Below are 26,996 nucleotides of genomic sequence, written 5' to 3'. Positions count from 1 at the left end.
CGCCCGGCGGCCCCGGCACTTACGACTTGGAGACGCCCCAGAAGAAGGGCAGCGGCCCCTTCTGGATGCCGCTGACATTGCTGCGCCAGCCCTGGTAGGTGAGGAAGAAGCCGGTGGGCGCGTAGACCACATCCTCCATCGCCGCAGTGTTCACCTTGGCGATGGCCTGCTTCTCCGCATCGAGGTTCGGCGCGGCGAACCATTCGTCGATCGCCGCCTCGGTCGCGGTGCTGGTCGGCCAGCCGAACCAGGCGCGGTCACCGGTGCCGCGCACCGCGTTGTAGGAGGCGGGGTTCACGCAATCCGCGCCGGCATGCCAGGTATGGAACATCGCCCAGCCGCCCTGGTCGGGCGGATTCTTCATGGCGCGGCGCTGGCCGACGGTGCCCCAGTCGGTGGCGATGAAGTCCACATTCATGCCGAGCCGCTTCAGCAGGTCGGCGGTGACGTCGCCCTGCGTCTTGGTGATCGGCTGATCCTGTGCGACGAGGCAGGTGACCGGCTGGCCCGAATAGCCGCTCTCCGCCAGCAGTCGCTTGGCCGCATCGAGATCCCGGCGACCCTTCAGGATATCGCCGCCAGCCTCGGTGTAGAGCGGCGTGCCCGGCGTGAAGAACCCCGGCAGCGGCTTCCAGAGGTTGTTGTCGTCACCCACCAGCGCGCGCATGTAGTCCTCCTGGCTCATCGCCATCAGGATCGCGCGCCGCGCCTTCACGTTGTTGAAGGGCGCATGCAGGTGGTTCATCCGGAAGCTGCCGATGTTGCCGAGCGGATCGGCGATGTCCACCTGGATCCGGCGGTTGCGGCGCAGCACCGGCACCAGGTCGGAGATCGGGTTCTCCCACCAATCCACCTCGCCGTTCTGCAGCGCGGCGGAGGCGGTGGCGGGGTCGGGCATCACCACCCATTCCACCCGGTCCACCATCATGCGCTTGGCGCCGGCGAGCCAGGAGCCGGCATCCTCGCGCGGCTGGTACTGCTCGAACCGCGCGAAGGCCGCGCTCGCGCCCGGCACCCATTCATCGCGCAGGAAGCGCATCGGGCCGGAGCCGACATACTCGGCGATCTGCTGGAACGGGTCGGTCTTCGCGATCCGCTCCGGCATGATGAAGGCGATCGGCGTGTTGGTCTTGCCGAGCGCCCAGAGCATCTTCGGGAAGCCCTGCTTCAGCGTCCACCGCACCGTGCGGTCATCCACCGCTGCGAGCTCGTCCTGGATGGCGCGGATCATCTGGCCCATCGGGTCGCGCACGGCCCAGCGCGTCAGGCTCGCGACCACGTCCTTCGCCAGCACCGGCTCGCCGTCATGGAAGCGCAGGCCGGGGCGCAGGCGGAAGGTCCAGACCTTGAAGTCCGGCGAATGCTCCTCGGCCTCGACCATCTGGCGGCGCGGGGTCAGCGTGTTGTCCACGCCGTACAGCGTGTCCCACACCATCGCGGAGGCGTTGCGGACCACGTACTGGGTGCCCCAGATCGGGTCGAAATTCGCGAGGTTGGCCTGCGGCACGAAGCGCAGCCGGCGGTTGGCGGCCTGGCTGAAGGCTGGGGCGGACAGCCCGGCGCCCGCGGCGACCGCGCCGGCGGCAACACCAGCCTTGAGGAAGGATCTGCGATCCACTGTGTTATCTCCCACGTCTCTTCTGCCCCGTTCGGGGCAAACTGCCCTAATCCTGTGCGGCGCGCCAGCGTCCCGCCGTCACGAAACGGCAGCGAAGGCGGGGGCACCACGACTCCGGCTCCTCACCCCAGCACGCGCCGTGCCACGCGCGCGCCGCTGCATGCGGGCGCCCGCCACGATACTCCAGCCACCCGGGTTCAGGCGCGACGCACGCCCCAGAACAGCGCAGGGCCACCCTTCACGACACCGGTGATGCTGCGCCTGTAAGCCATGGAGGGCAGCACCTGGCCGAGGGGGATGAACGGCACCTCCTGCCAGACCACGCGCTGCATCTCCTCGGCGATGCGGCGCTCGGCGGCGAGGTCGGGCGCCTCGAACCAAGCCTCGCGCAGTTCCTCGAGACGCGGAATGGTCGGCCAGCCGGCCCAGGCAGGCGCGCCATGGCCGCGGATCGGCTGGTGGCTGCCGGGCACCGAGACATCGAGCCCTTCCCAGGTGGTGCAGAACAGGCTCCAGCCGCCCTGGTCCACCGGGCCGCGATTGGTGCGGCGCTGGATATGCGTGCCCCAGTCCATCGCCTGCAGGTCCACATTGAAGCCGACGCGGCGGAGCAGGTCGGCGGCGACTTCTGCCAGGCTCTGCAGCACCGGCAGGTCGGTGGCGGAGAGCATCACCACGCGCTCGTTGCGGTAGCCGGCCTCGCGCAGCATCCGCCGTGCCGCCTCGATGTCGCGCGGCGCGCTCAGCACCTCTAGCCCGGCATCGTTGGCCAGCGGCGTGCCGGGCGTGAAGGCGCCCGCCGGCACGCGGAACAGCGAGGGGTCGGTGCCCATCGCGGCGTTCATGAAGGCGGTCTGGTCCACCGCCGGCAGCAGGGCGCGGCGCACCGCCGGGTTGTCGAAGGGCGGATGCAGGAAGTTGAACCGCATCACGCCGAGGTTGCCGGCGGTGTTCACCAGATCCACCGTGATGTCGCGGTTGCGGCGCAGCAGCGGCAGCAGGTCCGGCAGCGGCGTTTCCCACCAATCCGCCTCGTTGTTCTGCAGCGCCGCGGACGCGGTGGAGGGATCGGGCATGACGATCCATTCCACGCGGTCGAAATGCACGACCTTTCCGCCGGCGAGGAAGTCCACCGGCTCCTGCCGCGGCTGGTACTGCGCGAAGCGTTCATATGCCACGCGATCGCCGGGGCGGAACTGATCCGCGAGGAAGCGGAACGGACCGCTGCCGATCGTCTCGGTGATTTGCGTGAAGGGATCGGTGCGCGCCACCCGCTCCGGCATGATCGCGCACATGTTGGCCGAGGGCTTGCCGAAGGCGAAGGCGAGGCCAGGCCAGGGCTTCTTGATCCGCATCTCGAACCGCGTGTCGTCGACCGCGCGGATCTCATCAAGCAGCGCGTCGAGCCGCTGGCCGAGCACGTCGCGCTTCGCCCATCGGCGGATCGAGGCGACGCAGTCGGCGGCGCGCACCGGCTCGCCATCGTGGAAGCGCAGGCCGGGGCGGAGCGTGATGGTCCAGCGCCTGCCGTCATCGGTGATCTCGTGGCCCGCGGCCATCTGCGGCCGCGGGCGGAAATCCGAACCGAGCCCGTAGAGCGTGTCGTACACCATCAGCCCGTGGTTGCGGACCACGACGGCGGTGGACCAGATCGGGTCCAGGCTGGCGAGGTTCGCCTGCGGCACGAAGCGCAGCGTGCGCGCCGCGGCGCCCTGCGCGATGGCCGGCGCCGATGGCAGGGCCGGCATCGCCGCCCCCGCCGCGATCCCCGCCAGCAATGTGCGGCGCTTCATCACCTTCCCCCTTCGATGATTGCTCAGGCCCGCTTGATGTCCCAGAAGATCGCGAACCCTTCAACCCTGTCCGTCAGGTTGCGGTTCAGGGCGGTGTTCTGCATGTACGATCCCAGCGGGATATACGCGACCTCGTCGAGGGCCACCTGCTGCATCTCCCGCGCGATGCGCTTCTGCACGTCGAGGTCGGGCGCGACGAACCACTGGTCGCGCAGCTCCTCGAGCCGCGGGATGGTCGGCCAGCCGAACCAGGCATTGCGCCCGTTCCCGCGCAGGGGATAATGCCCGGCGGGATCGAGGAAGTCGAAGGAGGCGAAGGCGGTGCAGAACACCGACCACCCGCCATTCTCCAGCGGCTCCCTGCTCGCGCGGCGCTGCACCACCGTGCCCCAGTCGGTCAGCACGGGGTCGAAGTTCACGCCCAAGCGGCGGAACATGTCCACCGCGACCTGCGTCATCGCGGTCGGTGCCAGGATGTCGGTGGAGCCGATCAAACGGATGAGCTGGTCGGTGTAGCCGGCGTCCTTCAGCATCTGCTTCGCGCGGTCGATGCTGCGCGGCCCGGTCAGCACATCCATGCCGGCATCGTTGGCCAGCGGCGAGCCCGGCGTGAACAGGCCGGTGCCGGTGCGGTACTGGCTCTCCTCCGGGCCGACGATGGCGATCATGAAGTCCTTCTGGTCCACCGCGGGCAGGATCGCCTGCCGCATCTCCTTCTTGTCGAAGGGCGGGTGCAGGTGGTTCAGGCGCATGATGCCGGTCAGCGGCAGCGGGTCGATCGGCTCGACCTTCACGTTGCGCTGGCGGCGCAGCAGCTCCTGGATCTCCGGCGGCGGCTGCTCGTACCAGTCGATCTCGCCGGTCTGCAGCGCGCCGGCGGAGGTCGCGGCATCGGTGATGATGTGCCACTCCACGCGGTCGAAATGCACGAGCTTCGGCCCGGCGGTCATGCCCTCGGCGTTCACCGGCGTCGGGCTGTACTCCGGGTTGCGCTCATAGACGACCATGCTGCCGGAGTTGAACTCGTCCGCCTTGAAGCGGTACGGGCCGCTGCCGATCGTCTCGCGGATCTGGGTGAAGGGATCGGTCAGCGCGACCCGCTCGGGCATGATGAAGGGGATCGGCGCGCCGAGGTTGCCGAGCGCCTGGGCGAGCAGGGGGAAGGGCTGCTTCAGCCGGAACTGCAGGCGCCGGTCGTCGACCGCCACGAGCTCGTCGGTGAAGTCGTTGAGCTTCTGGCCCATCGGGCTGCGCCGCATCCAGCGCTTGAGGCTGGCCACCGCGTCACGCGCCAGCACCGGCGTGCCGTCGTGGAACTTCGGGCCCTGGCGGATGGTGATGGTAACGACCCGGCCGCCATTCTCGTCCGACATGCCCTCGGCCATCTGCGGCTGGGCGCGGAACTGCCCGTCGATGCCGTAGAGCGTATCGTAGATCATGTAGCCGTGATTGCGGGTGATGTAGGCCGTGGTCCAGATCGGGTCGAGGACCGCGAGATTGGCCTGCGGCACGAACTTCAGCACGCGGCTGCGCGCCGGCTGTGCGATGCCGAAGCGCGGCAGCGCGGCGAGGGATGCGCCGGCGGCGGCGCCCTTGACGAGGTCGCGTCGGTTCACGTGGATGCCTCCCATTGCATTGCCGCAGATGGGATCATCACCTCGCGGGCTTCGCAAGCCCCGGAATGCGAAGCGCCGCCGCAGGTCCCCCCGCGGCGGCGCCCATCTCTCGCCCTCGTCTCACGCGTGCGTGTGGCCGTCAGGCGCTGCGCTGCACGTTCCAGAACAGCGGCAGGCCCTTCAGCACGCCGGTCAGGCCGCGGCGATAGGCTGTCGCCTGGAAATACTGGCCGAGCGGCAGATACGGCACCTCCTGGAAGGCCACTTCCTGGATCTGCCGCGCCACCTGCTGCTGCGCGGCGAGGTCCGGTGCGTCGAACCAGGCCTGGCGCAGCTCCTCGATGCGCGGAATGGTCGGCCAGCCGAACCACGCCTGCTGGCCGTGCCCGCGCAGGCTCTGGTGGACGCCAGGGTTGAACATGTCCACGCCCGACCAGAAGGTGCAGAACATGTTCCAGCCACCGCGCTCCGGCGCCTCCTTGCTGGCACGGCGCTGCACCACCGTGCCCCAGTCGGTCGAGACATAGTCCACGTTCATCCCGGCGCGGCGCATCATGTCGTTCGCCACCTGCGCCAGCGCGTTGAGGCTCGGGAAGTCCGAGGCGGCGATCAGCACCACCTTCTCGCCGTTGTAGCCGGCGGCAGCGAGGTCGCGCTTCACCTTGTCCATGTCGCGCGGCGCGGTGATCGCCTCGAGCCCCGCATCGGAGGCGAGCGGCGTGCCCGGCGGGAAGAAGCCCACGCCTTCGCGCCACAGGCTACGATCGGTGCCGATCACCGCCGTCATGAAATCGGATTGCTGCACCGCGCCGAGCAGCGCGCGGCGCACCGCCGGCTTGTCGAAGGGCGGGTGCAGATGGTTGAAGCGGGCGATCGCCATCAGCCCGGTCGGGTCCGGGATCTCCAGCGTCACGTTGCGGTTGCGGCGCAGCAGCGCCTGGAGGTCGGCGGTCGGCTGCTCCCACCAATCCATCTCGCCGTTCTGCAGCGCGGCGGCGGCGGTCGCCGCATCGGGCGTGACGTGCCACTCGACGCGGTCGAAATGCACGCGCTTCGGACCCGCCGTCCAGGAGGCGTCGCCGCTGGCGCGCGGCACGTAGTCGGCGAAGCGCGTGTAGACCACGCGGGCACCGGGCACGCGCTCATCGGCAGCGAAGCGGAACGGGCCGGAGCCGATGAGGTCGCCGGTGATGGGCCGGTTCGGATCCTGGCTCGCCAGCCGCTCCGGCATGATGAAGCAGACAGGGGTGGAGGGCTTGCCCAGCGCCTCGAACAGCAGCGGGAAGGCGCGCTTCAGGCGCCAGGTGATGGTGCGGTCGTCGGCGGCGGCGAGCTCGTCCACCTGCGTCATCAGCACTTGGCCCAGCGCATCCCTCGCCGCCCAGCGGCGGATCGAGGCCACGGCGTCCCGCGCGCGCACCGGCTCGCCATCGTGGAACTTCAGCCCCTCGCGCAGGCGCATGGTGATGCGCTTGCCGTCATCCTCGATCGTGTGGCCTTCCACCATCTGCGGCTGCGCCGTGTAGTCGGCGTCAAAGCCGTAGAGCGTGTCCCAGATCATGTAGGCGTGGTTACGGGTGACGTAGGCGGTGGTGAGGATCGGGTCCAGCACCGCCACATCCGCCTGCGGGATGAATTTCAGCACCCGCGCGGCACCGCCGGTGCCCTGCCCGAGCGCGGGCGCGCCGATGGCCGAGGCGCCGATCAGCGCCCCCGTGCCGCCAAGGAGTTGGCGTCGCAGCATCGAAGTGAGCCTCCTGATGGGCCGGCGCAGGCTGCCCGCGCCGGCGGCCGATCATCAACCGCAAGCCGGCGTCCCGCGCAAGGGGCGCGGGACAGTGCGGCGTGCAACCTTCGGTATCAGGCCCGGCGGATGTTCCAGAACAGCGGCGGCTGACCCTTGAGCATGCCGGTGAGGTTCCGGCGATAGGCCGTGGGCTGGTAGTACATCCCGGTGGGGACATAGGGCACCTCGTCGAAGGCGATGCGCTGCATCTCCGTCGTCGCGGCCTTCGCGGCGGCCTCGTCCGGCGCGTCGAACCAGGCGTTGCGCTGCTGCTCGATGGCGGGGATGGTCGGCCAGCCCGGCCAGGCATTGGCGCCATGGCCGCGGATCGAGGCGTGGCTTGCCGGGTTCCAATGGTCCACGCCGGACCAGAAGGTGAAGAAGCCGCTCCAGCCGCCCTGCTCCAGCGGGTTCTTGCTCGCGCGGCGCGCAACGAGCGTGCCCCAGTCCGTGCTGACCAGGTCCACGTTGAAGCCCATGCGGCTGAACAGGTCGGCGCCGACCAGGGAGGCCGCGTTGATCGAGGCGAGGTCGGTGGCGTTCAGCACCACCAGCTTTGCGCCCATGGCGCCGGCCGCCTGCAACTCGGACCGCGCGGCATCCACGTTCTTCTTCAGCCGGTCGAGCCCGACGGCGGAGGCCGAAGGGCTTTCCGGCGCGAAATAGCCGATGCCCTCGCGCCGCAGGTTGGGCCGGCCCTGCACGCCGGTTTCGCCGATCACCGCGGTCATGAAGTCGATCTGGTTGATCGCGGTCAGCACCGCGCGGCGCACCGCGGGGTTGTCGAAGGGCGCGGTCAGGTGATTGGGGCGGAAGATTCCGATCAGGCCGGAACTGTTGATGATGTCCACGGCGATGTTGCGGGCATTCGCGCCGCGCATGAAGACGGGGAAGAGGTCCGCCGTCGGCTGCTCCCACCAGTCGATCTCGCCGGATTGCAGGGCGGCCGCCGCCGTCGAGTGGTCGGGGATGATGTGCCACTCCACGCGGTCGAAATGCGCGACCTTCGGTCCGGCCGTCATGCTCGGCTGGCCGCCGGAGACCGGCACGTAGTCCGGGTTCCTCGTGTAGGCCAGGCGCGAGCCGGGCACCCATTCGCTGGCGACGAAGCGATAGGGCCCGCTGCCCACCGCCTCCGTGATGTTCTGGAACGCGTCCACATTCGCCAGCCGCTCCGGCATCACGAACAGGCAGCTTGTCGTGACCTTGGAGAAGGCCTCGATCATCTTCGGGAAGGGGCGGTTGAGGCGGATGGAGAAGACGCGGTCGCTCTCCTCCTTCATCTCCGCCACGCGCGCTATCAGCTCCTGGCCGAAGGCGTCGCGCTTGCCCCAGCGCGCGATGGAGGCGACGCAGTCGCGCCCGCGTACCGGCGTGTTGTCGTGGAACTTCAGCCCCTCGCGCAGCGTGAAGCGCCAGAGCAGGCCATCATTCTCGACGACATGGCCCTGCACCATCTGCGGCTGCGCCTCGAAGCGCTCGTTCATGCCGTAGAGCTGGTCGAACACCAGGAAGGCATGGTCGCGGGCGACGAAGGCGGTGTTGGTGAAGGGATCGATGTTGCCGGGGTTGGCGTGCGGCACGTATTTCAGCGTCCGCGCGGCTGCGGGCTGCGCGATGGCGAAGCGCGACAGACCGGCGGGTGCGGCGGCCAGGGCCGCGCCCTTCAGCAGCTCGCGTCGAAGCATGGAGGTCTCTCCCAGGGTGCGGTTGCGCCAAGGCTAGCCGGGGCGGCGGGTATTCCTCAATAGCCCGTTGGCCGGTGCCCGAAGCCGAGCGCCGGCGCCGCCGCCGTGTCCACCCAGACCGCCTTGGACTGGGTGTAGGCCTGCAGCGCCTCGATGCCGGAGGAGCGGCCATGGCCTGAGGCGCCGAAGCCGCCGAAGGGCGCGCTGACATGGATGGTGCGGTAGCCGTTCACCCAGAAGGTGCCGGCCCTGACCGCCGCCGCGACGCGATGCGCGCGGCCGACATCGCGGGTCCAGACCGCGCCCGCCAGGCCGAAGCCGGTGGCGTTGGCCAATGCGATCGCCTCCGCCTCGTCCGCGAAGGGAATCGTGGCGACGACGGGGCCGAAGATTTCTTCCTGGGCCACGCGCGCGGCGTTGGTCACGCCGGCGAGGATGGTCGGCGGCACCCAGAACCCACCTTCGGGCAGCGCCGCATCGCGCGGCGCGGCGAGCAGCTGCGCACCCTCCTGCCGCCCGGCCTCGATCAGCGCGGCGACGTGGGCGAATTGCCGCGCATTGCAGACCGGCCCCGCCTCGGTCGCGGGCTCCAGCGGGTCGCCGAGCGCAATGCGCCGTGACGCCTCCGCCAGGGCCGCGACGAAACGGTCATGCAGGCTGCGGCTCACCAGCAGGCGCGAGCCGGCGACGCAGCTCTGGCCGGACCCCGCGAAGATCGCCTGCTGCGCACCCTGCACCGCCAGCGGCAGGTCGGCATCGTCGAACACGATGTTGGCGCTCTTGCCGCCAAGCTCCAGCACGCAGGGGATGGTCCGCGCGGCGCAGGCGGCGGCGATGCGCGCGCCGGTGGCGGGTCCGCCGACGAAGGTCACCATCGCGACCTCCGGCGCCGCCAGCAGCGCCGCGCCGCTGGTGCCGCCTAGCCCCGCCACAACCTGCACGAGACCCTCCGGCAGTCCCGCCTCCAAGGCGAGCCGCGCGAAGGCGAGCGAGGTCAGCGGCGTGTATTCGGAGGGCTTCAGCACCACCGCATTGCCCGCCGCCAGCGCCGGCAGCACGTTCCACCCGCAGGTGAAGAGCGGCGCATTCCACGGTGTGATCGCCAGCACCACCCCGAAGGGCTCGCGCCGGACATAGACGAGGTGGCCGGAAGGCACGGGAATGGTCCGCCCCTCGATCTTGTCGCACCACCCCGCCCAGTACTCGGCCATCTCGGCAACTCGGAAGACTTCGCCACGGCAATCGCGGATCGGCTTGCCGGTGTTGGCGCATTCGAGTTGCGCCAGCGCCTCCGCCTCGCGCCGCACCAGCGCGCCGAGCGCCCACAGGCGGCGACCGCGCTCGGCGGCGGGCAGCGCGATCCAGCCGCGCTGCGCCTTCGCCGCACCGGCGGCGGCGGCGCGCGCGATCTCACCGCCGGCATCCGCATAGTCGAGCAGCGCGCCGCCGGTCGCCGGATCCTGCAAGGCGATCGCCGCGCCCTGCCCTTCTTGGATCGCGCCATCCACCAGGCTGCCGACGCGCCCTCCGAGCAGCGCCTGCACCCCCTGCCGCACGACGGCGGCGGCCGCGAAGGCGTTCACGCCTGCGCTCCTTCCAGGATGGCGGCGACCAGGCGGTTGAAATCCTCGGCATCGCCGACCGGCGCCTCCTCCCACACCGCGGCGGCGCGGGCGCAGGCGGCCGGGTCGGCGCCGACGGCGCGAGCGAGATCGAGTGCCAGCCGCACATCCTTGCGCATCAGCCCGGCGGTGAAGCCGGAATCGAAGGCGCCGGAGAGCACCCATCGCGGCAGGTTGACCTCGGTCGCGGCGGAGCGGCCGGAGGCGGCGTTGACCACCGGCAGCAGCGCCTCGGGCGACACGCCCGCCAGCGCGCCGAGGCGCAACGCCTCGCCGGCGACGACCAGATGCGTCGCCACCAACAGGTTGTTGACCAGCTTCGCCACCTGCCCGGCGCCGGGGCCGCCGACATGGACGATGCGCGCCGCGACGCGTTCCAGCGCCGGGCGCGCCTGCTCGAGCGCCGCCGCCTCGCCGCCGAGCATCAGCGTCAGCGTGCCCGCCGCCGCGCCGGCCGGGCCGCCGGAGACCGGCGCATCGAGATAGGCATGGCCCGCCTCCGCCACCCGGCCGGCGAAGCCGCGCGCGGCGAGCGGCGAGATGGTGGAGGTGTCGGCGATCACGGCGGCCGGCGGCAGCACCGGCAGCAGCGCGTCCAGCACGGCAGCCACCGCCTTCTCCTCCGGCAGGGAGAGGATCACGACGGGAGCCGCCGCCTCCTCCAGCCGCCGGACGCCGGAGCGCGCCGGGTCGAGGTCGAAGCCCGCGACTTCCGCCCCGGTCGCGGCGAGCCGCCCTGCCATCGCCGCGCCCATCCTCCCGAGGCCCACCAGCCCGATCCGCATCCATCCACCTGCCCAGCTCTTGTGCGCCGCACCCTTGCAGCCCCGTCCCTTGCCGTCCAGGCAGGCCACGTCCAGGTCACGGCCACGCCTTCCTTCCGTCACCAGAGCGTGGTTTGAGAGGCATCGCGGTACGCGGCATGCTGCGCCGCAGCAGAGGAGCCCGATGTCCGACCTCGCCCTCACCCACCGCCTTGTCGTGCTGATCGGGGATGCGCGCAGCCGCACGCTGCTGCAGTTCCTGCGCTTCGGCGTGGTGGGCACCATCGGCTTCGTGGTGGATACCGCGGTGCTCTATGCGGGGCTGGCGGCCGGTTTCGGGCTTTATGGTGGGCGGGCGGTGTCCTACCTGGCGGCGGCGACGACAACCTGGGCGCTCAACCGAGCCTGGACCTTCCGCGGCCTGGGCGAGGGCGCGGCACTGCGGCAATGGGGGGTCTTCGTCCTCGTCAACCTTGTCGGCTTCGCATTCAACTACGGTACTTACGCCGCGTTGGTCGCTGGTGTGTCCTCCGTCGCACAGCATCCGGTGATCGGCGTCGCCGCCGGGGCCCTGGCGGGGATGAGCGGAAACTTTCTCCTGTCGCGACGTTTCGTCTTCGGTGCCGTCAAACGCGCACCGGACCCCTGACCAAGATAGCCACGGATGCGCGCAGCGACCCCCAAGGCCGATACGAACCTGCGCCCCAAGGGCACCCTCTCGGAACCGGGAGTGGTGCGTGGCGCGGAGGTTGTCCATCCCTTCCCCGGCACCGACCTCGCCGGCGTCCGGCCGCTTCGGCCGGGACTCCACGAGGCTGCCTTCACCCGGACCGCTGCGAACGACGCGCTGCGGCGGCGACCCCGGCCGCTGGCGCCGGCGCTGTTGGCCGCGCTGGTCATGCTGCTCGACATGGCGGTGCTGGTCGCCGCCGGCCTGGGTGCGGATGCGCTGACCGACCCGGGCTTCGCGCGTCACACCGGCGTGACGCTGCTGGCGGCCTCGCTGACGCTGGGATGCGGCTTCATGACCGGTGCCTACGCGCATCCGCTCCTGTTCAGCGGCCGGCGCCAGTTCCGCCGGATCGGCACCGCGGGCCTCGCTGCGCTGGCGGTGACGCTCGCGGCGGCGGCCGCCTTCGGTGCACTGTGGCGGATCACGCCGGATTGGCTGGCGGCGGCCTTCGGCATCGCCGGCTTCGGCCTGCTGGTCGGCCGCGCCGGCACCGCCGCGATGATGCGGCGCATGCCGCGCACCGCCCGCCGCACCGCCATCCTCGGCGCCGGCCCGCAGGCCGCGCGCCTCGCCGCCGCGCTGCGCCGCGACCCCGCCGGCCTTGATCTGATCGGGCTGGCGGATGAACGCGGCGGGCGCGGCGTGGAGCCGCCTGCCGGCCTGCCGATGCTCGGTGGCCTGGCGCAGCTCACCGCGATGATCCGCCGTGGCGAGCTCGACGTGGTGGTGATCGCGCTGCCCTGGTCGTCGGAGGGGCGCATCAATGCGCTCGTCGAGCAGCTCTCCGCGCTGCCGGTCGAGCTGCGGCTGGCGCCCGACCTGATGGCGGCAAGGCTCGGCCAGGAGGGCGAGCCGGTGGTGCCGCCGCTGCTCTGCGCACGGCCGATCTCCGGCGTTTCCGCGCTGCTCAAGTTCGTGTCGGACTACCTGCTGGCCGGCACGGCGCTGGCGGTCGCGGCGGTGCCGATGCTGCTGATCGCGCTGGCGGTGAAGCTCGACAGCCCCGGCCCGGTGCTGTTCCGCCAGCGCCGCACCGGGTTCAACGACCAGTTCTTCGATGTCTTCAAGTTCCGCACGATGTACGAGGACGAGACCGATCACGAGGCGATGCGCCAGGTGCTGCACGGCGATCCACGGGTGACGCGCGTGGGCGCCATCCTGCGGCGCACCTCGCTCGACGAGCTGCCACAGCTCTTCAACGTGCTGCGCGGGGAGATGAGCTTCGTCGGCCCGCGCCCGCACGCGCCCGGCACCCGCGCCGGCAACCGCCGCTTCGACGAGGTGGTGGCCAACTACGCGGCGCGCCACCGGGTGAAGCCCGGCCTCACCGGGCTGGCGCAGGTGCGCGGCTTCCGTGGCCCCACGCCCAGCGAGGACCAGATCCTCCGGCGGGTCGAGAGCGACCTGGAATACATCGCACGCTGGTCACTCTGGCTTGATTTCATCATCATCCTGCGCACCTTGCTGGTGGTGGTGCGCATGCGGAACGCCTGCTGAGGGGCGTGGACATGCACACCCTCGGGGAGTGGCGCATGCCGCAGGCGGAGCAGGTCGCGGGCGAGGCCGAGCAATGGGAGGAGGCGGTGCGCCCCGCACCGCGCATCGCCGTGCTGGTGCCCAGCTACAACGAGGAGGTGGCGATCCCGCGCGTGGTCGCCGGCTTCCGCTCGGCGCTGCCGGAAGCCACCGTCTATGTCTATGACAACAACAGCAGCGATCGCACGGCGGAGGTCGCCGCCGCCGCCGGTGCGGTGGTCCGGCGCGAGGCGCAGCAGGGCAAGGGCCATGTCGTCCGCCGCATGCTCGCCGATATCGAAGCCGACGTGTACGTGATGGTGGATGGCGACGACACCTACGACGCCACCGCCGCGCCGGCGATGATCCGCCTGCTACTCGACGGCCGGCTGGACATGGTGACCGGCGTGCGCGTGACCGACGCGGCCGCCGCCTATCGCCGCGGACACCGCTTCGGCAACCGTGCGCTGACCGGCATCATGGGTGCGGTGTTCGGCAATCGCGTGAGCGACATGCTCTCCGGCTATCGCGTGTTCTCCCGCCGCTTTGCGAAGTCCTTCCCCGCCCTCGCTTCCGGCTTCGAGACCGAGACGGAGTTCACCGTGCACGCGCTGGAACTCCGCCTGCCGGTCGGCGAGTTGCCGACCGCCTATCGCGAGCGCCCGCCGGGCAGCCATTCCAAGCTCAACACCTGGCGCGACGGGTTCCGCATCCTGCGCATGCTGGCGCTGCTGGTGCGGCGGGAGCGCCCGCTGGGCTTCTTCGCCACCGTCGCGCTCGCGCTCGCCACGCTGAGCATCGGGCTGGCCGTGCCGCTGCTGCAGACCTGGCTGGAGACCGGGCTGGTGCCGCGGCTGCCGACCGCGGTGCTCTCCACCGGGCTGATGCTGCTCTCCTTCCTTTCGCTCGCCTGCGGGCTCATCCTGGATACCGTCACGCGCGGCCGGCTGGAGGCGAAGCGGATGGCCTATCTGGCCATCCCCGCGCCCGATTTTCGCCTGCCGCCGCGATGAAGACGACACCATTGCCGCAGGGCGCGCAGCACATCGCCGGCGCAGCAGCCCCCACGGGCGCGGTGGACGCGGATGTGATCATCCTGGCCATGGACCGCGCGGAGGAGACCGTCGCCGCCATCGCCTCGGCGCGGGCGCAGCGTGGCGTCGCGAAGCATGTCTGGATCGCCGACCAGGGCAGCCGGCCCGAGGCGCTGGCCCGCCTGGCGGAGAGCGTGCGCGATGCCCCGGACGCGACGCTGGTGCGGCTTGACCGCAACCACGGCGTCGCCGGCGGGCGCAACCGCGCCACCGCGCTCGGCGCCGCTCGGGTGGTCTTCGCGCTCGACAACGATGCCGAATTCGCCGCGCCGGAGACGCTGGCGCGCGCGGTGGCGGCGCTGGATGCCGAGCCCGACATCGCCGCGGTCGCCTGCCGCATCCTGGTGCATGCGACGGGCGAGGAGGACCTTTCCTCCTGGGGCTATCCGCTCGGCCTGCTGCCCCGCGCGGCGGGCAGCTTCGATGCCGCGACCTTCGTCGGCGCCGGCCACGCGCTGCGTCGCGCCGATTTCGCGGCGGCCGGCGGCTACGACGATTTGCTGTTCTTCACCTGGGAGGAATTCGACCTCGCGCTGCGCCTGATCAACATGGGCAGGCGCATCCGCTACCGCGGCGACATCGCGGTGCGCCACAAGGTGAGCCCGGAGGCGCGCGTCGGCTGGACCGGCACGCGCTGGCACCACTTCGTGCGCAACCGGCTCTACGTGGCGATGAAGCACGGTGCGCATCCGCTGGCGCTGCTGCCGCGCTTCCTCGCCTACCAGGTCAAGGGCGCACGCAACGGCGTGCTGGCCCAGGGCCTGCGCGCGGGGCCGGAGGCGCTGGCGATGGCGCGCCGCTTCCGGCGGCAGCCAGGCAGCGAGCATCTCTACGGCGTGACGCCGCACGCGCGCGACTATCTTGCGCGCACCGATGCGGCGCATCGCGGCGGCCTGCTGCGGCGGCTGCGCGGCGAGGTGCTGGGTGGCCTACCCGCGCTGCGCCCGACGCCGCGCTGAACGCTCCCGCCACAGCAGCGCGAGCAGCGCCGGGTCCTCCACCAGATAGCGCCGCGCCAGCCGCCGCGGGTCCTGCGCCAGCCGCCAGGCCCATTCCACGCCCGCCCACTGCATCAGCCGCGGCGCGCGCCGCTCCTCGCCCGAGAGGAAGCGCAGGCTGGCGCCGACGCAGAGCGCGGTGCCGGTGGCGCCGCCGCGATGCGCCACCGCCCGGGCCACGATCTCCTGCCGCGGCGAGCCGACGCAGAGGAAGGTGAAGCGGGCCCGCGCATCGCGCACGAAGGCGATTGCCGCCTCCAGCGCCGCCGGATCGGTGTCGAAGCCCATCGGCGGATCGTGATGGACCACGTCGCGCAGGCCGAAGCGCGCACGCACCGCCGCCACGGTCGCCGCGGTGCCGCCAAGGATCGCGATGCGGTCATCGGGCGCCACCACCTCGCCCAACAGCCGCGCCGTCAGGTCGCTGCCGGGGACCACCGGCGGGGCCGGAAGCCCCAGTGCGCGCGCCAGCCGCGCCACCACCCGGCTGTCGAGAAGGCGCCAGGCCGCCTCGCGATAGAGCGGCCCGTAGCGCTCAGGCTCACGCGCCAGCCGCACCAGGTGGTCGGCGTTTGGCGTCACAAGGTAGGCGAAGGGCGCCCCGGCGGGGCGCGCCGCCAGCATCGCAAGGACCTGCTCCGCCGGCAGCGCGTCGAACTCCAGCCCGAGCATGGCGATGGCCTCGCACGTCAGAGCGCGATCCGCAGCCGCAGCAGCACCAGGTTGCGGTCGTACTCGTCGATCCCGGCGGAGGAATCGAGCCGCCGCGTGTGCTGGTAGGACCCGACCAGCGCGAGGTTGCGGTTGATCAGCCAGCGCGCCTGCAGCAGCGCGTAGCCATCCGTGGACTGCTCGTCGGGCTCTTCGTATTCGCGCCGGTTGGCGCCGACCTCCGCGCTGAGGATCACGTTGCGCAGGTATTCGTGATCCACCCGCACCTGCCCGCGCGTGCGGGTATAGGCGACGGCGTCGTTCCGGATCGACTCCTCGATGGTGCGGCGGAAGCCGGCCGACAGCGTCGTCAACTGGGTCGGCTGGTACGTCACCTCGCCCTCGAAGGCTGGGCCGGAGAGGTTGGGCAGGCCGGCGCCCTCGTAGTCGCGTTCGCGGTAGCCGATGGCGCCGCGGAACGCCCAGATGCCGTCGAAGTCATAGGTGAAGCCGGCCAGCACCTCCCAGGTCTGGCTGTCCCGGGCGCGCTGGGCCGTGTTGTCGTAGGTGATGTCCTGGTAGCGGGTGATCAGGGTCACGTTGCGGCCCGGCGACAGCTCGTAGCTGAGGCCGAGCGCCGCTGAGGCGGAGTCGAAGTCGAAGCGGGAGATCTCGCCGGGCCGGGGCGCGCCGGGCGCGGTCGCCGGGCCGAGGTCCACGTCGTCGAAGCTGTAGCCCCGCCAATTGCCGAGCAGCAGCACGCCGAGCCGGTTGAAGCGCGTCTGCCCCTGAAGCTGCGCCTCGTTGTAGGTGTAGGGGACCGGGCGGGTGATATTGCCCTGCTGCAGGTCCACGCTGTCCACCTCGAGGTGTTCCTGCACCCGGTTGAGGATCAGCTGGACATTGGTGTCCGGGGTGATGTCGTAGCGGCCGAAGGCGCCGATCGCGTAGTCGGTCCAGTCCTGCCGGCCATTGTCGATGTATCGGCGCTGCTCGACTCGGCCGGTCAGGCCGAGCGCATGCGTGGTCCAGTCGGAGCGCGCACTGGCCTCGGCACCCAGGGTGGCGAAGAAGTCCCCCTCCCGGTTGCGGCGCGTGCCGAACAGGTTGTCGTCGTAGCCAAGCCCGAGCTCGGCCGCCGCATCGACACGGAAGCCGTCGAGCCGGACGCCGAGGGGATCGAAATCCTCCCGGGCGCGATCGGCTACGGTGACGCCCCGGGCGGCCTCCCCCCTCGGCACCCCCTGCGCCGCCGCCAAGGCCGGCAGCATCACAAGCGCCAGAGCAGTCCCGAAACGTAAGCGATGCGCCTGCAAATCAAGCACTCCTTTTGTTGGTGCCCCCGAGCCGGCGTGCTACCACACCACCCGCAAAGCGTCTCATCAACGGAACGGCAACCCCTGCTGACGATGATTTTATGACAGAACGTCCCCAGGATGCCATGATGGCGTCGCCTTCCGGCAAGATTCCTGACAGTACGGAGGACGGGACGTTGCCTGGCCCTGCTGGCGCGCCGCGCCTGAACATCCTTCCCACACAGGGAGGGTCGGCGCCACCCCGGCCGGCCGAGGTCCTGCCGATCGGGCCCTCCCTGGCCGAATTCCGGTCCGGCGAGGAGAGCCGGTTGCGCGACCTGCTGGCCTTCGCCATGGCGGTGGAAGCCGGCCGGCCGCTCGGCAATGACGGGGTGGAGGTGTTGCGCCGTCGCGCCGATGCCGAACTGGAGGCATACGCCTTCCGCGTGCTGCACAATCAGGTCGAGGCGATCCGCCTCGAGGCGGTGAAGGAGCAGCTCGGCCGCGTGCGGCGGGGGCTGTCGTTCCGCGGCGCGCTGCTCGCGAACCTGTTCGCGCTGGCCATCGCCGGCGCCGCCGTGCTGGTGGCGTCCCGGCTCGACCCGCAGATCTTCACCCGGCTGGCCGACCAGCTCGCGCAGCTCGTTGCGCAGCTCACCGCGAGGTTCTGAGCACCATGCTCCGCCCGATGCCCATCAATCTCGGCCAGGGGGACCGGCCGGCCGAGACCGTGCTGTCCAAGGCCGTCAGCGCCTGCCGGCAGCAGTTCATCGCCGTGGCGGTGTTCAGCGGCATGGTCAACCTGCTGCAGCTGACCGTCTCCATCTACATGATGCAGGTGTTCGACCGCGTGCTCTCCACGCGCAGTCTCGATACGCTGTATTATCTTACCGCCATCGCGATGTTCGCGCTGCTGGTGATGGCCGCGCTGGACGGGCTGCGCGGCCAGGTCATGCAGCGCATCGCCGGCTGGATCGAGGGCAAGGCCGCGCCCGAGGCCTTCATCCGCGCCATCGAGAGCCAGCTGCGCAACCGCCCCTATCGGATGGAGGCGCTGCGCGACCTTTCGATGACCCGGAACTGGCTCGGCTCGCCGGCCGCGCTGACGGTGTTCGACGTGCCCTGGGTGCCGATCTTCCTGGCGGTGATCTTCATGCTGCACCCCATGCTCGGCGCCATCGCGCTGATCGGCGCGCTGATCCTGTTCCTGCTGACCCTGGCCAATGAGTGGGCGACCGGCGCGCTGGTGCGCCAGGCCTCGACCGGCGCCATCGCCAGCCAGCGCCGGGCCGAGAGCATCGTCCGCAATGCCGAGGTGATCGACAGCATGGGCATGGCCCCGGCGGTGATGCATCACTGGCGGGAGGGCCTTTCCGCCTCGCTGCCGCCGCAGGAGCGCGCGGCGGACCGTGCCGCCTTCCTGCTCTCCTTCACCCGCTTCTTCCGCCTTGCGGTGCAGGTCGCGGTGCTCGGCTTCGGCGCCCTGCTGGTACTGGAGCAGGAGCTGACGGCGGGCGCCTCGATCGCCGCCTCGATCATCATGGGCCGCGCCCTGGCGCCGGTGGAGCAGATGATCGGCGGCTGGAAGCAGCTGGTGCAGGCGCGCCAGGCCTATCGACGCCTGCTCGGCTTCCTCTCCCTGCCGCGGCTGCGCCCGCCGGGGATCGCGCTGCCGGAGCCGACCGGGCGGATGTCGGTGGAGCGGGTGACCTTCGGCTTCCCGGGCCAGCCGGTGGCGATCATTAAGGGCGTCTCCTTCGGCCTCGCGGCGGGGGAATCGCTGGCGGTGATCGGTCCCTCGGCGGCCGGCAAGACCACGCTGATCCGCCTGCTGATCGGCACGCTGCAGCCCTCGGCCGGCACCGTGCGGCTGGACGGCGCGGACGTGTTCACCTGGATGCGTGAGGATTTCGGCCGCTATGTCGGCTATCTCCCGCAGGATGTGGAGCTGTTCGACGGCAGCGTGCTGCGCAACATCGCCCGCATGGGCGAAGCCGAGCCCGAAGCGGCGTTCGAGGCGGCGCGCATCGCCGGCTGCCACGAGATGATCCTGCGCCTGCCCCAGGGCTACGACACCGAGATCGGCGATGGCGGCCAGCACCTGTCGGGCGGGCAGCGGCAGCTGATCGGTCTCGCGCGGGCGCTGTTCGGCAACCCCAAGCTGGTGGTGCTGGACGAGCCGAACTCCAACCTGGACGGCGACGCCGAACAGGCGCTGATCCGCGGGCTGGAGGAGCTGAAGCGGCGCGGCACCACGGTGATCCTGGTTTCGCACCGCCCGACGCTGGTGCAGGGCGTGGACAAGGTGCTGCTGATGCGCGACGGCGCCGTCGAGGCCTTCGGGCCGCGCGCCGAGGTGCTGAAGCGGCTGGTGCAGCAGCAGAGCCGCCCGGCCGAGGTGACCTCCCGCGCGGAGGGCGGCACGCGGTGAAGGGGCCCGTCGTTCCGGCCGGCCTGCCGGCATGCGCTGACTGCCTGTGTGAAGCGGCCTGCCGGGCCGCGGGAGTTTTCTGATGGCCGAAACCCTGTCGCTGCCACGCAACGCGCTTGTCCCGAAGCCTGCCGGCGCGCCTCCCGCCCTGTGGAAACCGGCGCAGGAGCCGCTGATCCTCGACGCGCCGCGCCCGCGCACCCGGGTGCCGGTGCTGCTCGGCCTCGCGATCGTGTTCCTGTTCGTCGTCGTGCTCGGCGGCTGGGCGGCGCTGACGCCGCTGGCCGAGGCGGCGATCGCCCCTGGCCTGCTGAAGGTGGAAGGCACCCGCCGCACCGTGCAGCATTTCGAAGGCGGCATCGTGCGCGACATCCTGGCGCGCGACGGCGACGTGGTGCAGGCGGGACAGGTGCTGATCCGCCTGGAGCAGCCGCAGGCCGCGCAGCAGACCGAGACGCTGCGCAGCCAGCGCTGGGCGCTGATGGCGCAGGATGCGCGGCTGGTCGCCGAACTCGCCGGCGCCGAGACGGTCCGCTTCCCCGCCGAACTCACCGCCGCCCCCGATCCGCGGGCGATGGATGCGGTGGCCGGCCAGCGCGCGCTTTTCGAAGCGCGGCGGGTCGCGCTGAACAGCCAGATGCTGGTGCTGCAGTCCCGCATCGATCAGTTCGAGGCGACCATCCGTTCCTCCGCCTCGCAGCGTGATGCGCAGCAGCGCATGCTGCTGCTGCTGCGCGCCGAGGAGGAGAACACCGCCACCCTGCTGCGCCAGGGCCTGGCGCGGCTGCCGCAGCTTCTCGCCATCCAGCGCCAGGTCGCCTCGACCGAGGGCAACGTCGCCGACCTCGGCAACCAGATCGAGCGCAGCCGCGCGCAGATCGAGGAGTCGGAGGGCGAGATGCGGCGCCTGCGCGACGACCGCGCGCAGGAGGCCTCGACCGAGCTGCGTGAGGTTCGCGTGCGCCTGGCCGAGACCGAGGAGCGGCTGCGCGCCGCCGAGAACGTCTCCACCCGGCTCGAGATCACCGCGCCGGAGGCCGGAACGGTGGTCAACCAGCGCATCTTCACCATCGGCGCGGTGGTGCGGCCGGGCGACCCGGTGATGGACCTGGTGCCGCAGCAGGACCGGATCATCGCCGAGGTGAACGTCCAGCCGAACGACATCGAGGTGATCCATCCCGGCCTGGTGGCGGAGGTGCGGCTGCCCGCCTTCAAGCAGCGGCTGGTGCCCTACCTGCACGGGCGCGTGATCTTCGTCGCCTCCGACGTCACCGAGGACGAGCGGCGCGGCACCGCCTACTACCGCGTCCATATCGAGATGGACGAGGAGCAGCTGCGGCTGCTGGACGGGGTACAGCTGCGTCCCGGCATGATGGTGGAGGCGCAGATCCGCACCGGCGAGCGCAGCTTCGCACGCTACCTGCTGCAGCCTGTCTTCGACAGCTTCCACCGGGCCTTCCGCGAGCAGTAGGGGCGGACCGCACCGGGACGGCCCGGCCGCGCAACGCGCCGGGCGCGGACACATCGCCGTGCCCCTCCTGGCGACGCGGACCGCACTTCGCCATAACGCCAGCAAAGGAACTCTGCAGATGACCGGCACCCCCATCCTCTTCGGCGACGGCGTGATCGACGTGCACATCGCCAACGGCGTTGCGCGCATCACCATCGGCACCACCACGGGCCAGCAGGACGCCAAGCCGACGCCGTCGGGCATGCTCGTCGTGCCGGTGATGCAGCTTCCGGTCTTCGCGCGCGTGATGGCCGAGGTGACCCGCCAGGTGGAGCAGCGCGCCAAGGAAGCGGCGGCCCAGGCACAGGCGAAGGCGGCCGGCAATGCCGACGGCGGGGCGGGCGCCGGCGATCAGGTCGCGGGCGCGTTCCGCTTCAACGGCTGAGCGTGGCGCGGTGATGCCTGCGCCGGGCGTTGCCGCCATTGTCTGCACCCATGCGCGCCCCGATTACCTCGCTGCCTGCCTCGACGGGCTTGCCGGACAGCAGGGTGCCGCTCCATCCGTCCTCGTGGTGGACAGCGCCTCGCCGGCAAGCGCGGCGGCGGAGATCGCAAGGCTCGCGGAGCGCGCCGGCGCGCGCCTGATCCGCGCGGCGCGGCCGGGGCTGTCACATGCGCGCAACCTCGGCCTGGCAGCCGCGGGCTGCGAGTGGACCGCCTTCCTGGACGATGACGCCGTGCCGGAACCCGACTGGGCCTGCCGGCTGGAGGAGGCGATCGCCGAGCTGCCGGAAGGTGGCGCCGCGCTTGGCGGCCGCATCCTGCCGCATTGGGAAGGCCCGTTGCCGGAATGGTGGCCGGCCGCGCTGCGCGGCGTGCTGACCATCGTGGAATGGGAAGGACGCGGCGAGGAAGGGCGCGACCTGCCGGAGGGCGTCGCCGTCTATGGCGCCAACATGGCCTTCCGCACCGATGCGCTGCGCGATGTCGGCGGCTTCCCGGAGGAGCTCGGTCGCGTCGGGCGCCGGCTGCTCTCGGGCGAGGAGGTGGAGGTGCTGGACCGGCTGCGCACGCGCGGGCTGCGCGTGTTCTATGACGGGCGCGTCACGGTGCGGCACAGCATCCAGCGGGAGCGGCTGCGGCCGAGCTGGCTGCTCTCCCGCCTGCACTGGCAGGGCGCGACCGATGCGCTGCGCGACCATCGCCAAGGCATGTTGCGGCGCGCGCCGGGCGCGGCGGCAAAGCTGCTCCTGCAGGCGCCGCTGCTGCTCTGGCCGCGGCGCTCGTGCAGTCTGCTCCGCGCCCGCTGCGGCGCCGCCTACAACCTCGGCTACCTCCGCGGCGTCCTGCAGGGCGGCTGAGGCGAATCGCGCGGGGTCATGCGACCGGGCGCTCGCGCCCGGCCGCGATCGGCTCCAGCAGCCGCGCCGCCGGCTGTTCCACCAGCCGCCAGGCGAGCCAGCCGAGCAGCATCGTCGCCGCCAGCCCGATGCCCATCAGGGCCAGCCGCCCGGCCTGGCCGGGATCGGCCAGGCGCAGCACCAGCACCAGCGCGGCCTCGACGAAGATCCAGCAGAGATAGACGCCGAAGGAGGCCTCGCCGAGCCGCCACAGCAGGTCCCGCGGCGGCCTCGGCGCCGGCGGCGCCATGCCGAGGCGTGCGACCAGCGCCGCCAGCCCCGCCACCACCAGCACGTCGAGCGTCAGCCAGAGGCCGATCGGGGCCAGCAGCAGCGCCGCCCCCGTCGCCAGCGGCGCGGCGACCGCGCGCGCCACCACCAGCCGCGCCAGCGCGATGCCGAGCAGGAACTCCAACCCGAAGCGCACCAGGCCGAGATGCAGGGTACGGTTGAGGTCGGCACCGTCCGCGCCGGCGCCGAGCCAGGCGAGGCCGCCGAGGCAGGCAGCGGCCAGCGCCCAGCAGGCCGCCTCCCCGCGCCCGAGCATCGCCGTCAGCACCAGCGGGAAGGCGAGGTAGCCCGCCCAGATCGCCGACAGCGCCCAGGAAGGGTAGTTCCAGGCGTGGAAATCCGTGGTTTCCCACGCGTTCAGCAGCAGCGCCTGCATCAGCAGTTCCCAGCCGCCGAAGCGCTGCGGCTCGTTCACCCGCAGGCCCGCCGTCGCCGCGCCGGCGACCAGCAGCGCCAGGGCGGCGAGATGCAATGGGAAGATGCGCGCGGCGCGGCGGCGGACGAAATCCGCCCAGCCGCGCAGGCCGAGCGGGGGCCTGTGGCGATAGCCGAGATACAGCGCAAAACCCGATAGGACGAAGAAGCCATCCACCCCGAGATAACCCTTGAGCGCCACCCGCTCCGCCACCGGAATGCCGGCAAGGGCGCGCAGCGGCAGTTCCAGGTGGTACACCAGCACCCAGCCGATCAGCAGCACGCGCAGCCGCGTCAGCGCCGCGAGCCGTTCCGGCTTCCCCTCCCTCGGCCTCTCCCCCATGCCGATCCTCCTGACCGAATGATGATTGGGCCATTGCGGCCGCGCGTGGCAGAACGCCATGGCATGCGCACCGTTCCGCCCGCGCTCCTGACTGCCCTGACGGCGCTGCTCGCCATCACCGGGCTCCTGATGGCCGCGATCGTCGCGCCACAAGCCGCGCTGGCATTGCTGCCCGCGGCGGCGGCACTGATGATCGCGCTGCTGTTCTATGAGGCGCCGCTGCTGGCGGTCGGCCTGCTGGTCGGCTGCTACGGGCTGGCGCTCGACGCCCAGCTCGACATGATGGCGGCCAGCGGCGCCGGCGGCGGCGTCGGCATGCTGGGCTCGGCGGTGGTGAAGGTGATCCCCTTCGCGATCGCCGCAATGCTCTGCCTGCGCTACGGCTTCGCGCCGGCGATCAACTGGCCGTTCCTGGCCTTCACCCTGGTGGCGGTGGTCAGCCTGGTCATCCTGCCGATCGGCCGGATCTCCACCTTCGGCGAGATGGTGCGCAGCTTCGTCGGCTCCACCGCGCCCTTTGTCCTGGCCTTCGCGGCGGCGCCGCGGCGGATCTGGTCGGCGCTGTGCAAGGCGGTGGTGCTGGTGCCGGTGATCAGCGCGGCGGTCGGGATTCTGATCTGGCCGACCGGCCTGCACGATGCGTTCGACCAGAACTGGCGCTTCCAGGGGCTGCATTCGCCGCCCTTCCTGGCCGGCTTCTGCGTCACCGCGGTGTTCGCCGCCACACTCGAATATCTGCGCGGCTTCCGCACCCGCTGGCTGGTGCTGGGCGGTGCCGCGCTCGGCATATTGTTCGCCACCCAGGCGCGCGCACCGCTCGGCGCGGTGCTGCTGTTCCTGCTGCTGGTCTTCGCGCTGTCCGACCGCCGGGTCTTTCCGCTGAAGCGCAAGCTCGACCTGGCGATGGGCGGGATGTTGCCGGCGGCGGTGGTGCTCGGCCCGCTCCTGGTGCTGGCGCTGGACCGCTTCATCAATGCGGAGGGCTACGAGGTGTTCTCGGGCCGCGACGTGATCTGGCCCTACTTCGTCGAAGCCATCGAGAACCGGCCGCTGCTCGGCTACGGGCTCGGTGCCGGCAAGCTGATCGTGGACCCCGAGGATCCGCAGATCCGCCTGATCGGGTCCTCCGCCGCGCACAACGAGTATCTGCGGATCGCCGTGGATGCCGGTATCGTAGGCGGTGCACTAATCTTCGGCTCGATCATCGCCTGGGTCTGGGGCGGTACGCGCAGGGTGGCGGCGACCGACCGGCTGGTGCTGCGCTGCGCCCTGGCGGGTGCGCTGCTGCATGCCGGCTTCGACAGCACGCTGATCGCCAGCACGGCGGTGATGCAGTTCAGCTGGTTCGGCGCCGCGCTGGCGCGCGCACGGCTGGAACGGCCCGCCTCTCGCGACCGCGAGGCGCTGCGGGAGGCGCTGGCACGCCGGGCGGCCGGCGGTTGAGCGCCACGGCGCCGGCGGAAGGCGCGCTGGTGGCGGCGCAGGCGGGGCGCAGCGCGGCGCGCGAGCGGCGGCTCGACCTCGACCGCGCCAAGGGGGTGGCGATCCTGCTGGTGGTGGTCGGTCACATCGTCGCCGCCGCGCCGCCCGTCGGCGCCGAGTGGTACGACTGGCTGCGCTATGCCATCTACCGGTTCCACATGCCGTTCTTCCTCTACCTCAGCGGCTACGTCGCCTGGCTGAGCGGGGCGCTGAGCACGCCGGATTCGGCGATGCCGCGCTACACGCTGCGCCGCGCGCAGCGGCTGCTCGCGCCCTTCCTGCTGCTCGGCGTGGTGGTGCTGCTCGGCAAGCTCCTCGCCGAGCGCTTCGTGCATGTGGACAACCAGCCCGCCGGCCTGCTGGCCGGGCTGCGCGACCTGGTGGTGACCACCGAGGACAGCCCGGCGACCTTCATCTGGTTCCTCTGGGTGCTGTTCCTCTGCTCCGTCGTGGCACCGCCGGTCTGGCGCCGCGTCGGCACGGTCGGGCTGCTTGCCGGCGGCGTGGTGCTGCTGGCGGTGGAGCTGCCGGATATCTTCTACCTCGAGCGCTTCGCGCGCCATGCGCTGTTCTTCGCCGTGGGCGTCGCGGTGGCGCAGCACGAGGCGCGGCTGCTGCCGCGCTTCGCCGCCCTGCAGCCGCTGTGGTGGGCGGTCTTCCTCGCGAGCCTGGCGGCGGCCATGCTGGGCTGGCTGCCGGGCGACTGGTCGCTGCTGGTCTGCGGCCTCGCGGCGATCCCGGCACTGCACGGGCTGATGCTGGCGCCGGCCGCGGCACGCCAGGGCTGGGCGCTGCTGCTCGGGCGGTTCACCATGGCGATCTACCTGTTCAACGTGATCGCGATCGGCGTCGTGAAGGCGGTGCTGCTGAAGGCGGGCGTGCCCTGGACGGCGGCGGGCTTCTGGATCCATGCGCCGGCGCTGACCGCCGCCGGCGTGGTGCTGCCGATCCTCGGCAAGGTGCTGGTGCTGCGCCGGCTCCCCGCCCTCGACCGGATGACGGACTGAACCCGATCAGGCCGCCGGCCGATCGGCATAGCCCTTCGGATGCGCCGAATGCCATGCCCAGGCGGTGCGCACGATGTCCTCGAGCGCCGGGAAGCGCGGCGACCAGCCGGTGTCCGCCCGCAGCCGTGCCGAGGAGGCGACCAGCGCAGCCGGATCCCCCTCCCGCCGCGGGCCGAGGCCGTGCGGCACGGGCCGGCCGCCGATCGCCGCCACCGTCTCCAGCACCTGCCTCACCGAATAGCCGGTGCCGTTGCCGAGGTTGTAGCGCACCGAGCGATGATCCAGCAGCGGCAGCACGCGCAGATGCGCATCCGCCAGGTCCGCCACATGCACATAGTCGCGGATGCAGGTGCCGTCCGGGGTGTCGTAGTCCGTGCCGAACACCGTCAACGGCGCGCGCGTGCCGAGTGCCGCGCCGATCGCCAGCGGCACCAGATGCGTCTCCGGGTCGTGGTCCTCGCCGGCGCGGCCATCGGGGTCGGCGCCGGCGGCGTTGAAGTAGCGCAGCGCGGCGAAGCGCATGCCGTGCACGCGCTCCGCCCAGGCGAGGGCGCGCTCGCAGAGCAGCTTGCTCTCGCCATAGGCCGAGGCGGGCTCCAGCCGCTGGTCCTCGTCGATCGGGATGCGCTCGGGGAAGCCGAACAGCGCGGCAGTGGAGGAGAGCACGAATTTCCGGCAGCCGGCCTTCGCCGCCGCGCCGGCCACCGCGGTCACATTGGCGAGGTTCTCGCCGATGTAGCGCATCGGCTCGCGCATGCTCTCGCCGACCAGGGAGAGCGCGGCGAAGTGCAGCACCGCGTCGAAGGGGCCGAGGGCGAAGGCGGCTTCCACCGCCTTCGGATCGTCGCAGCGCCCGGCGACCAGCTTCGCACCCGTCGGCACCGCGCCGCGATGGCCCTTGGAGAGGTCGTCCAGCACCACGACCTCATCGCCGCGGTCGAGCAGCGCAAGCACCGTGTGGCTGCCCACATAGCCGGCGCCGCCGGTCACCAGGTAACGGCCCAA

22 protein-coding genes are annotated in these 26,996 nt (G+C 71.5%); 11 read left to right on the top strand and 11 right to left on the bottom strand.

All coding sequences use genetic code 11. The features are described from left to right. Positions 1–19: 19 nt before the first annotated feature. The 7 genes from ACESM1_RS03630 to ACESM1_RS03600 all read right to left on the bottom strand — a co-directional run bounded on the left by ACESM1_RS03630 (position 20) and on the right by ACESM1_RS03600 (position 10,893). Positions 20–1,618: an ABC transporter substrate-binding protein gene (locus ACESM1_RS03630; RefSeq protein ID WP_372617805.1), complete on the bottom strand. Its 1,599-nt coding sequence runs from the start codon at positions 1,616–1,618 to the stop codon at positions 20–22. A 197-nt stretch (positions 1,619–1,815) separates the two neighbouring features. Then, entirely contained in the window at positions 1,816–3,411 is a 1,596-nt protein-coding gene (locus tag ACESM1_RS03625; RefSeq protein WP_372617803.1) for an ABC transporter substrate-binding protein, read from the bottom strand. A gap of 23 nt (positions 3,412–3,434) precedes the next feature. After that, positions 3,435–5,027, bottom strand: a complete 1,593-nt coding sequence (locus ACESM1_RS03620; protein ID WP_372617801.1) for an ABC transporter substrate-binding protein — start codon at positions 5,025–5,027, stop codon at positions 3,435–3,437. Between the two features lie 139 nt (positions 5,028–5,166). Then, a complete protein-coding gene (locus tag ACESM1_RS03615) occupies positions 5,167–6,771 on the bottom strand; it encodes an ABC transporter substrate-binding protein (RefSeq protein WP_372617800.1) in 1,605 nt (534 codons plus the stop codon). 116 nt (positions 6,772–6,887) lie between these two features. Further along, positions 6,888–8,501 carry an ABC transporter substrate-binding protein gene (locus ACESM1_RS03610; protein WP_372617798.1) on the bottom strand — a complete coding sequence of 538 codons (1,614 nt, stop codon included), beginning with the start codon at positions 8,499–8,501 and terminating at the stop codon, positions 6,888–6,890. A gap of 56 nt (positions 8,502–8,557) precedes the next feature. Continuing rightward, the gene (locus ACESM1_RS03605; RefSeq protein WP_372617796.1) at positions 8,558–10,084 is read right to left on the bottom strand and encodes an aldehyde dehydrogenase family protein; all 1,527 of its coding nucleotides are present in this window, start codon (positions 10,082–10,084) and stop codon (positions 8,558–8,560) included. After that, the gene (locus ACESM1_RS03600) at positions 10,081–10,893 is read right to left on the bottom strand and encodes an NAD(P)-dependent oxidoreductase (protein ID WP_372617794.1); all 813 of its coding nucleotides are present in this window, start codon (positions 10,891–10,893) and stop codon (positions 10,081–10,083) included. The genes ACESM1_RS03605 and ACESM1_RS03600 overlap by 4 nt, the downstream gene beginning before the upstream one ends. Positions 10,894–11,071: 178 nt before the next feature. Between ACESM1_RS03600 and ACESM1_RS03595 the strand changes: the two genes are divergently transcribed. The 4 genes from ACESM1_RS03595 to ACESM1_RS03580 are packed head-to-tail and all read left to right on the top strand — an operon-like array spanning position 11,072 to position 15,188. After that, entirely contained in the window at positions 11,072–11,536 is a 465-nt protein-coding gene (locus ACESM1_RS03595) for a GtrA family protein (RefSeq protein ID WP_372617793.1), read from the top strand. 15 nt (positions 11,537–11,551) lie between these two features. Then, entirely contained in the window at positions 11,552–13,117 is a 1,566-nt protein-coding gene (locus ACESM1_RS03590; protein WP_372617791.1) for an exopolysaccharide biosynthesis polyprenyl glycosylphosphotransferase, read from the top strand. Between the two features lie 11 nt (positions 13,118–13,128). Continuing rightward, the gene (locus ACESM1_RS03585; RefSeq protein WP_372617790.1) at positions 13,129–14,148 is read left to right on the top strand and encodes a glycosyltransferase family 2 protein; all 1,020 of its coding nucleotides are present in this window, start codon (positions 13,129–13,131) and stop codon (positions 14,146–14,148) included. Further along, positions 14,145–15,188, top strand: a complete 1,044-nt coding sequence (locus tag ACESM1_RS03580) for a glycosyltransferase family 2 protein (RefSeq protein ID WP_372617788.1) — start codon at positions 14,145–14,147, stop codon at positions 15,186–15,188. Before ACESM1_RS03585 ends, ACESM1_RS03580 begins: the two co-directional genes overlap by 4 nt. Here ACESM1_RS03580 and ACESM1_RS03575 read toward each other — a convergent pair. Next, entirely contained in the window at positions 15,159–15,899 is a 741-nt protein-coding gene (locus tag ACESM1_RS03575; protein ID WP_372617786.1) for a WecB/TagA/CpsF family glycosyltransferase, read from the bottom strand. The two genes, ACESM1_RS03580 and ACESM1_RS03575, sit on opposite strands and share 30 nt — an antisense overlap. Before the next feature lie 17 nt (positions 15,900–15,916). Further along, on the bottom strand, positions 15,917–17,149 hold the full coding sequence (locus tag ACESM1_RS03570) for an outer membrane beta-barrel protein (RefSeq protein ID WP_372617784.1): 1,233 nt from the start codon (positions 17,147–17,149) through the stop codon (positions 15,917–15,919). A gap of 353 nt (positions 17,150–17,502) precedes the next feature. On the opposite strand from ACESM1_RS03570, the gene ACESM1_RS03565 reads away from it, so the two are divergent. The 5 genes from ACESM1_RS03565 to ACESM1_RS03545 all read left to right on the top strand — a co-directional run bounded on the left by ACESM1_RS03565 (position 17,503) and on the right by ACESM1_RS03545 (position 22,415). After that, positions 17,503–17,844 carry a hypothetical protein gene (locus ACESM1_RS03565; RefSeq protein ID WP_372617782.1) on the top strand — a complete coding sequence of 114 codons (342 nt, stop codon included), beginning with the start codon at positions 17,503–17,505 and terminating at the stop codon, positions 17,842–17,844. A 5-nt stretch (positions 17,845–17,849) separates the two neighbouring features. Then, positions 17,850–19,604: a type I secretion system permease/ATPase gene (locus tag ACESM1_RS03560; RefSeq protein WP_372617780.1), complete on the top strand. Its 1,755-nt coding sequence runs from the start codon at positions 17,850–17,852 to the stop codon at positions 19,602–19,604. A gap of 82 nt (positions 19,605–19,686) precedes the next feature. Further along, the gene (locus tag ACESM1_RS03555; RefSeq protein WP_372617779.1) at positions 19,687–21,075 is read left to right on the top strand and encodes an HlyD family type I secretion periplasmic adaptor subunit; all 1,389 of its coding nucleotides are present in this window, start codon (positions 19,687–19,689) and stop codon (positions 21,073–21,075) included. 58 nt (positions 21,076–21,133) lie between these two features. Further along, a complete protein-coding gene (locus ACESM1_RS03550; RefSeq protein ID WP_372617777.1) occupies positions 21,134–21,499 on the top strand; it encodes a hypothetical protein in 366 nt (121 codons plus the stop codon). A gap of 13 nt (positions 21,500–21,512) precedes the next feature. After that, positions 21,513–22,415 (top strand): glycosyltransferase family 2 protein, encoded by a 903-nt coding sequence (locus ACESM1_RS03545; protein ID WP_372617900.1) that lies wholly within the window; start codon positions 21,513–21,515, stop codon positions 22,413–22,415. 16 nt (positions 22,416–22,431) lie between these two features. Here the strand turns inward: ACESM1_RS03545 and ACESM1_RS03540 are convergent, their stop codons facing one another. Beyond that, entirely contained in the window at positions 22,432–23,502 is a 1,071-nt protein-coding gene (locus tag ACESM1_RS03540) for an acyltransferase family protein (protein WP_372617775.1), read from the bottom strand. A gap of 63 nt (positions 23,503–23,565) precedes the next feature. Here ACESM1_RS03540 and ACESM1_RS03535 point away from each other — a divergent pair, with 63 nt between their 5' ends. Both ACESM1_RS03535 and ACESM1_RS03530 read left to right on the top strand, forming a co-directional pair. Further along, positions 23,566–24,945, top strand: coding sequence for an O-antigen ligase family protein (locus tag ACESM1_RS03535; protein WP_372617774.1), 1,380 nt, complete (start codon positions 23,566–23,568; stop codon positions 24,943–24,945). Further along, entirely contained in the window at positions 24,942–25,991 is a 1,050-nt protein-coding gene (locus ACESM1_RS03530) for an acyltransferase family protein (RefSeq protein ID WP_372617772.1), read from the top strand. Before ACESM1_RS03535 ends, ACESM1_RS03530 begins: the two co-directional genes overlap by 4 nt. Positions 25,992–25,997: 6 nt before the next feature. Here the strand turns inward: ACESM1_RS03530 and galE are convergent, their stop codons facing one another. Beyond that, complete coding sequence (gene galE, locus ACESM1_RS03525) at positions 25,998–26,996, bottom strand: UDP-glucose 4-epimerase GalE (protein ID WP_372617770.1); 999 nt, start codon at positions 26,994–26,996, stop codon at positions 25,998–26,000.

Origin of the sequence: Falsiroseomonas sp., assembly GCF_041690465.1 — a bacterium.
In the GTDB taxonomy this organism is placed as follows: domain Bacteria; phylum Pseudomonadota; class Alphaproteobacteria; order Acetobacterales; family Acetobacteraceae; genus Falsiroseomonas.
The sequence above is the reverse complement of the archived record's forward strand: the minus strand, read 5'-3'. Positions and strand labels throughout refer to the sequence as shown.

Coding starts and splice junctions, on each gene's coding strand:
- ACESM1_RS03625 (WP_372617803.1), bottom strand. CDS start 3,411: ATGAAGCGCCGCACATTGCTGGCGGGGATCGCGGCGGGGGCGGCGATG.
- ACESM1_RS03615 (WP_372617800.1), bottom strand. CDS start 6,771: ATGCTGCGACGCCAACTCCTTGGCGGCACGGGGGCGCTGATCGGCGCC.
- ACESM1_RS03610 (WP_372617798.1), bottom strand. CDS start 8,501: ATGCTTCGACGCGAGCTGCTGAAGGGCGCGGCCCTGGCCGCCGCACCC.
- ACESM1_RS03595 (WP_372617793.1), top strand. CDS start 11,072: ATGTCCGACCTCGCCCTCACCCACCGCCTTGTCGTGCTGATCGGGGAT.
- ACESM1_RS03590 (WP_372617791.1), top strand. CDS start 11,552: ATGCGCGCAGCGACCCCCAAGGCCGATACGAACCTGCGCCCCAAGGGC.
- ACESM1_RS03585 (WP_372617790.1), top strand. CDS start 13,129: ATGCACACCCTCGGGGAGTGGCGCATGCCGCAGGCGGAGCAGGTCGCG.
- ACESM1_RS03580 (WP_372617788.1), top strand. CDS start 14,145: ATGAAGACGACACCATTGCCGCAGGGCGCGCAGCACATCGCCGGCGCA.
- ACESM1_RS03575 (WP_372617786.1), bottom strand. CDS start 15,899: ATGCTCGGGCTGGAGTTCGACGCGCTGCCGGCGGAGCAGGTCCTTGCG.
- ACESM1_RS03570 (WP_372617784.1), bottom strand. CDS start 17,149: ATGCTGCCGGCCTTGGCGGCGGCGCAGGGGGTGCCGAGGGGGGAGGCC.
- ACESM1_RS03560 (WP_372617780.1), top strand. CDS start 17,850: ATGCTCCGCCCGATGCCCATCAATCTCGGCCAGGGGGACCGGCCGGCC.
- ACESM1_RS03555 (WP_372617779.1), top strand. CDS start 19,687: ATGGCCGAAACCCTGTCGCTGCCACGCAACGCGCTTGTCCCGAAGCCT.
- ACESM1_RS03545 (WP_372617900.1), top strand. CDS start 21,513: ATGCCTGCGCCGGGCGTTGCCGCCATTGTCTGCACCCATGCGCGCCCC.
- ACESM1_RS03540 (WP_372617775.1), bottom strand. CDS start 23,502: ATGGGGGAGAGGCCGAGGGAGGGGAAGCCGGAACGGCTCGCGGCGCTG.
- ACESM1_RS03535 (WP_372617774.1), top strand. CDS start 23,566: ATGCGCACCGTTCCGCCCGCGCTCCTGACTGCCCTGACGGCGCTGCTC.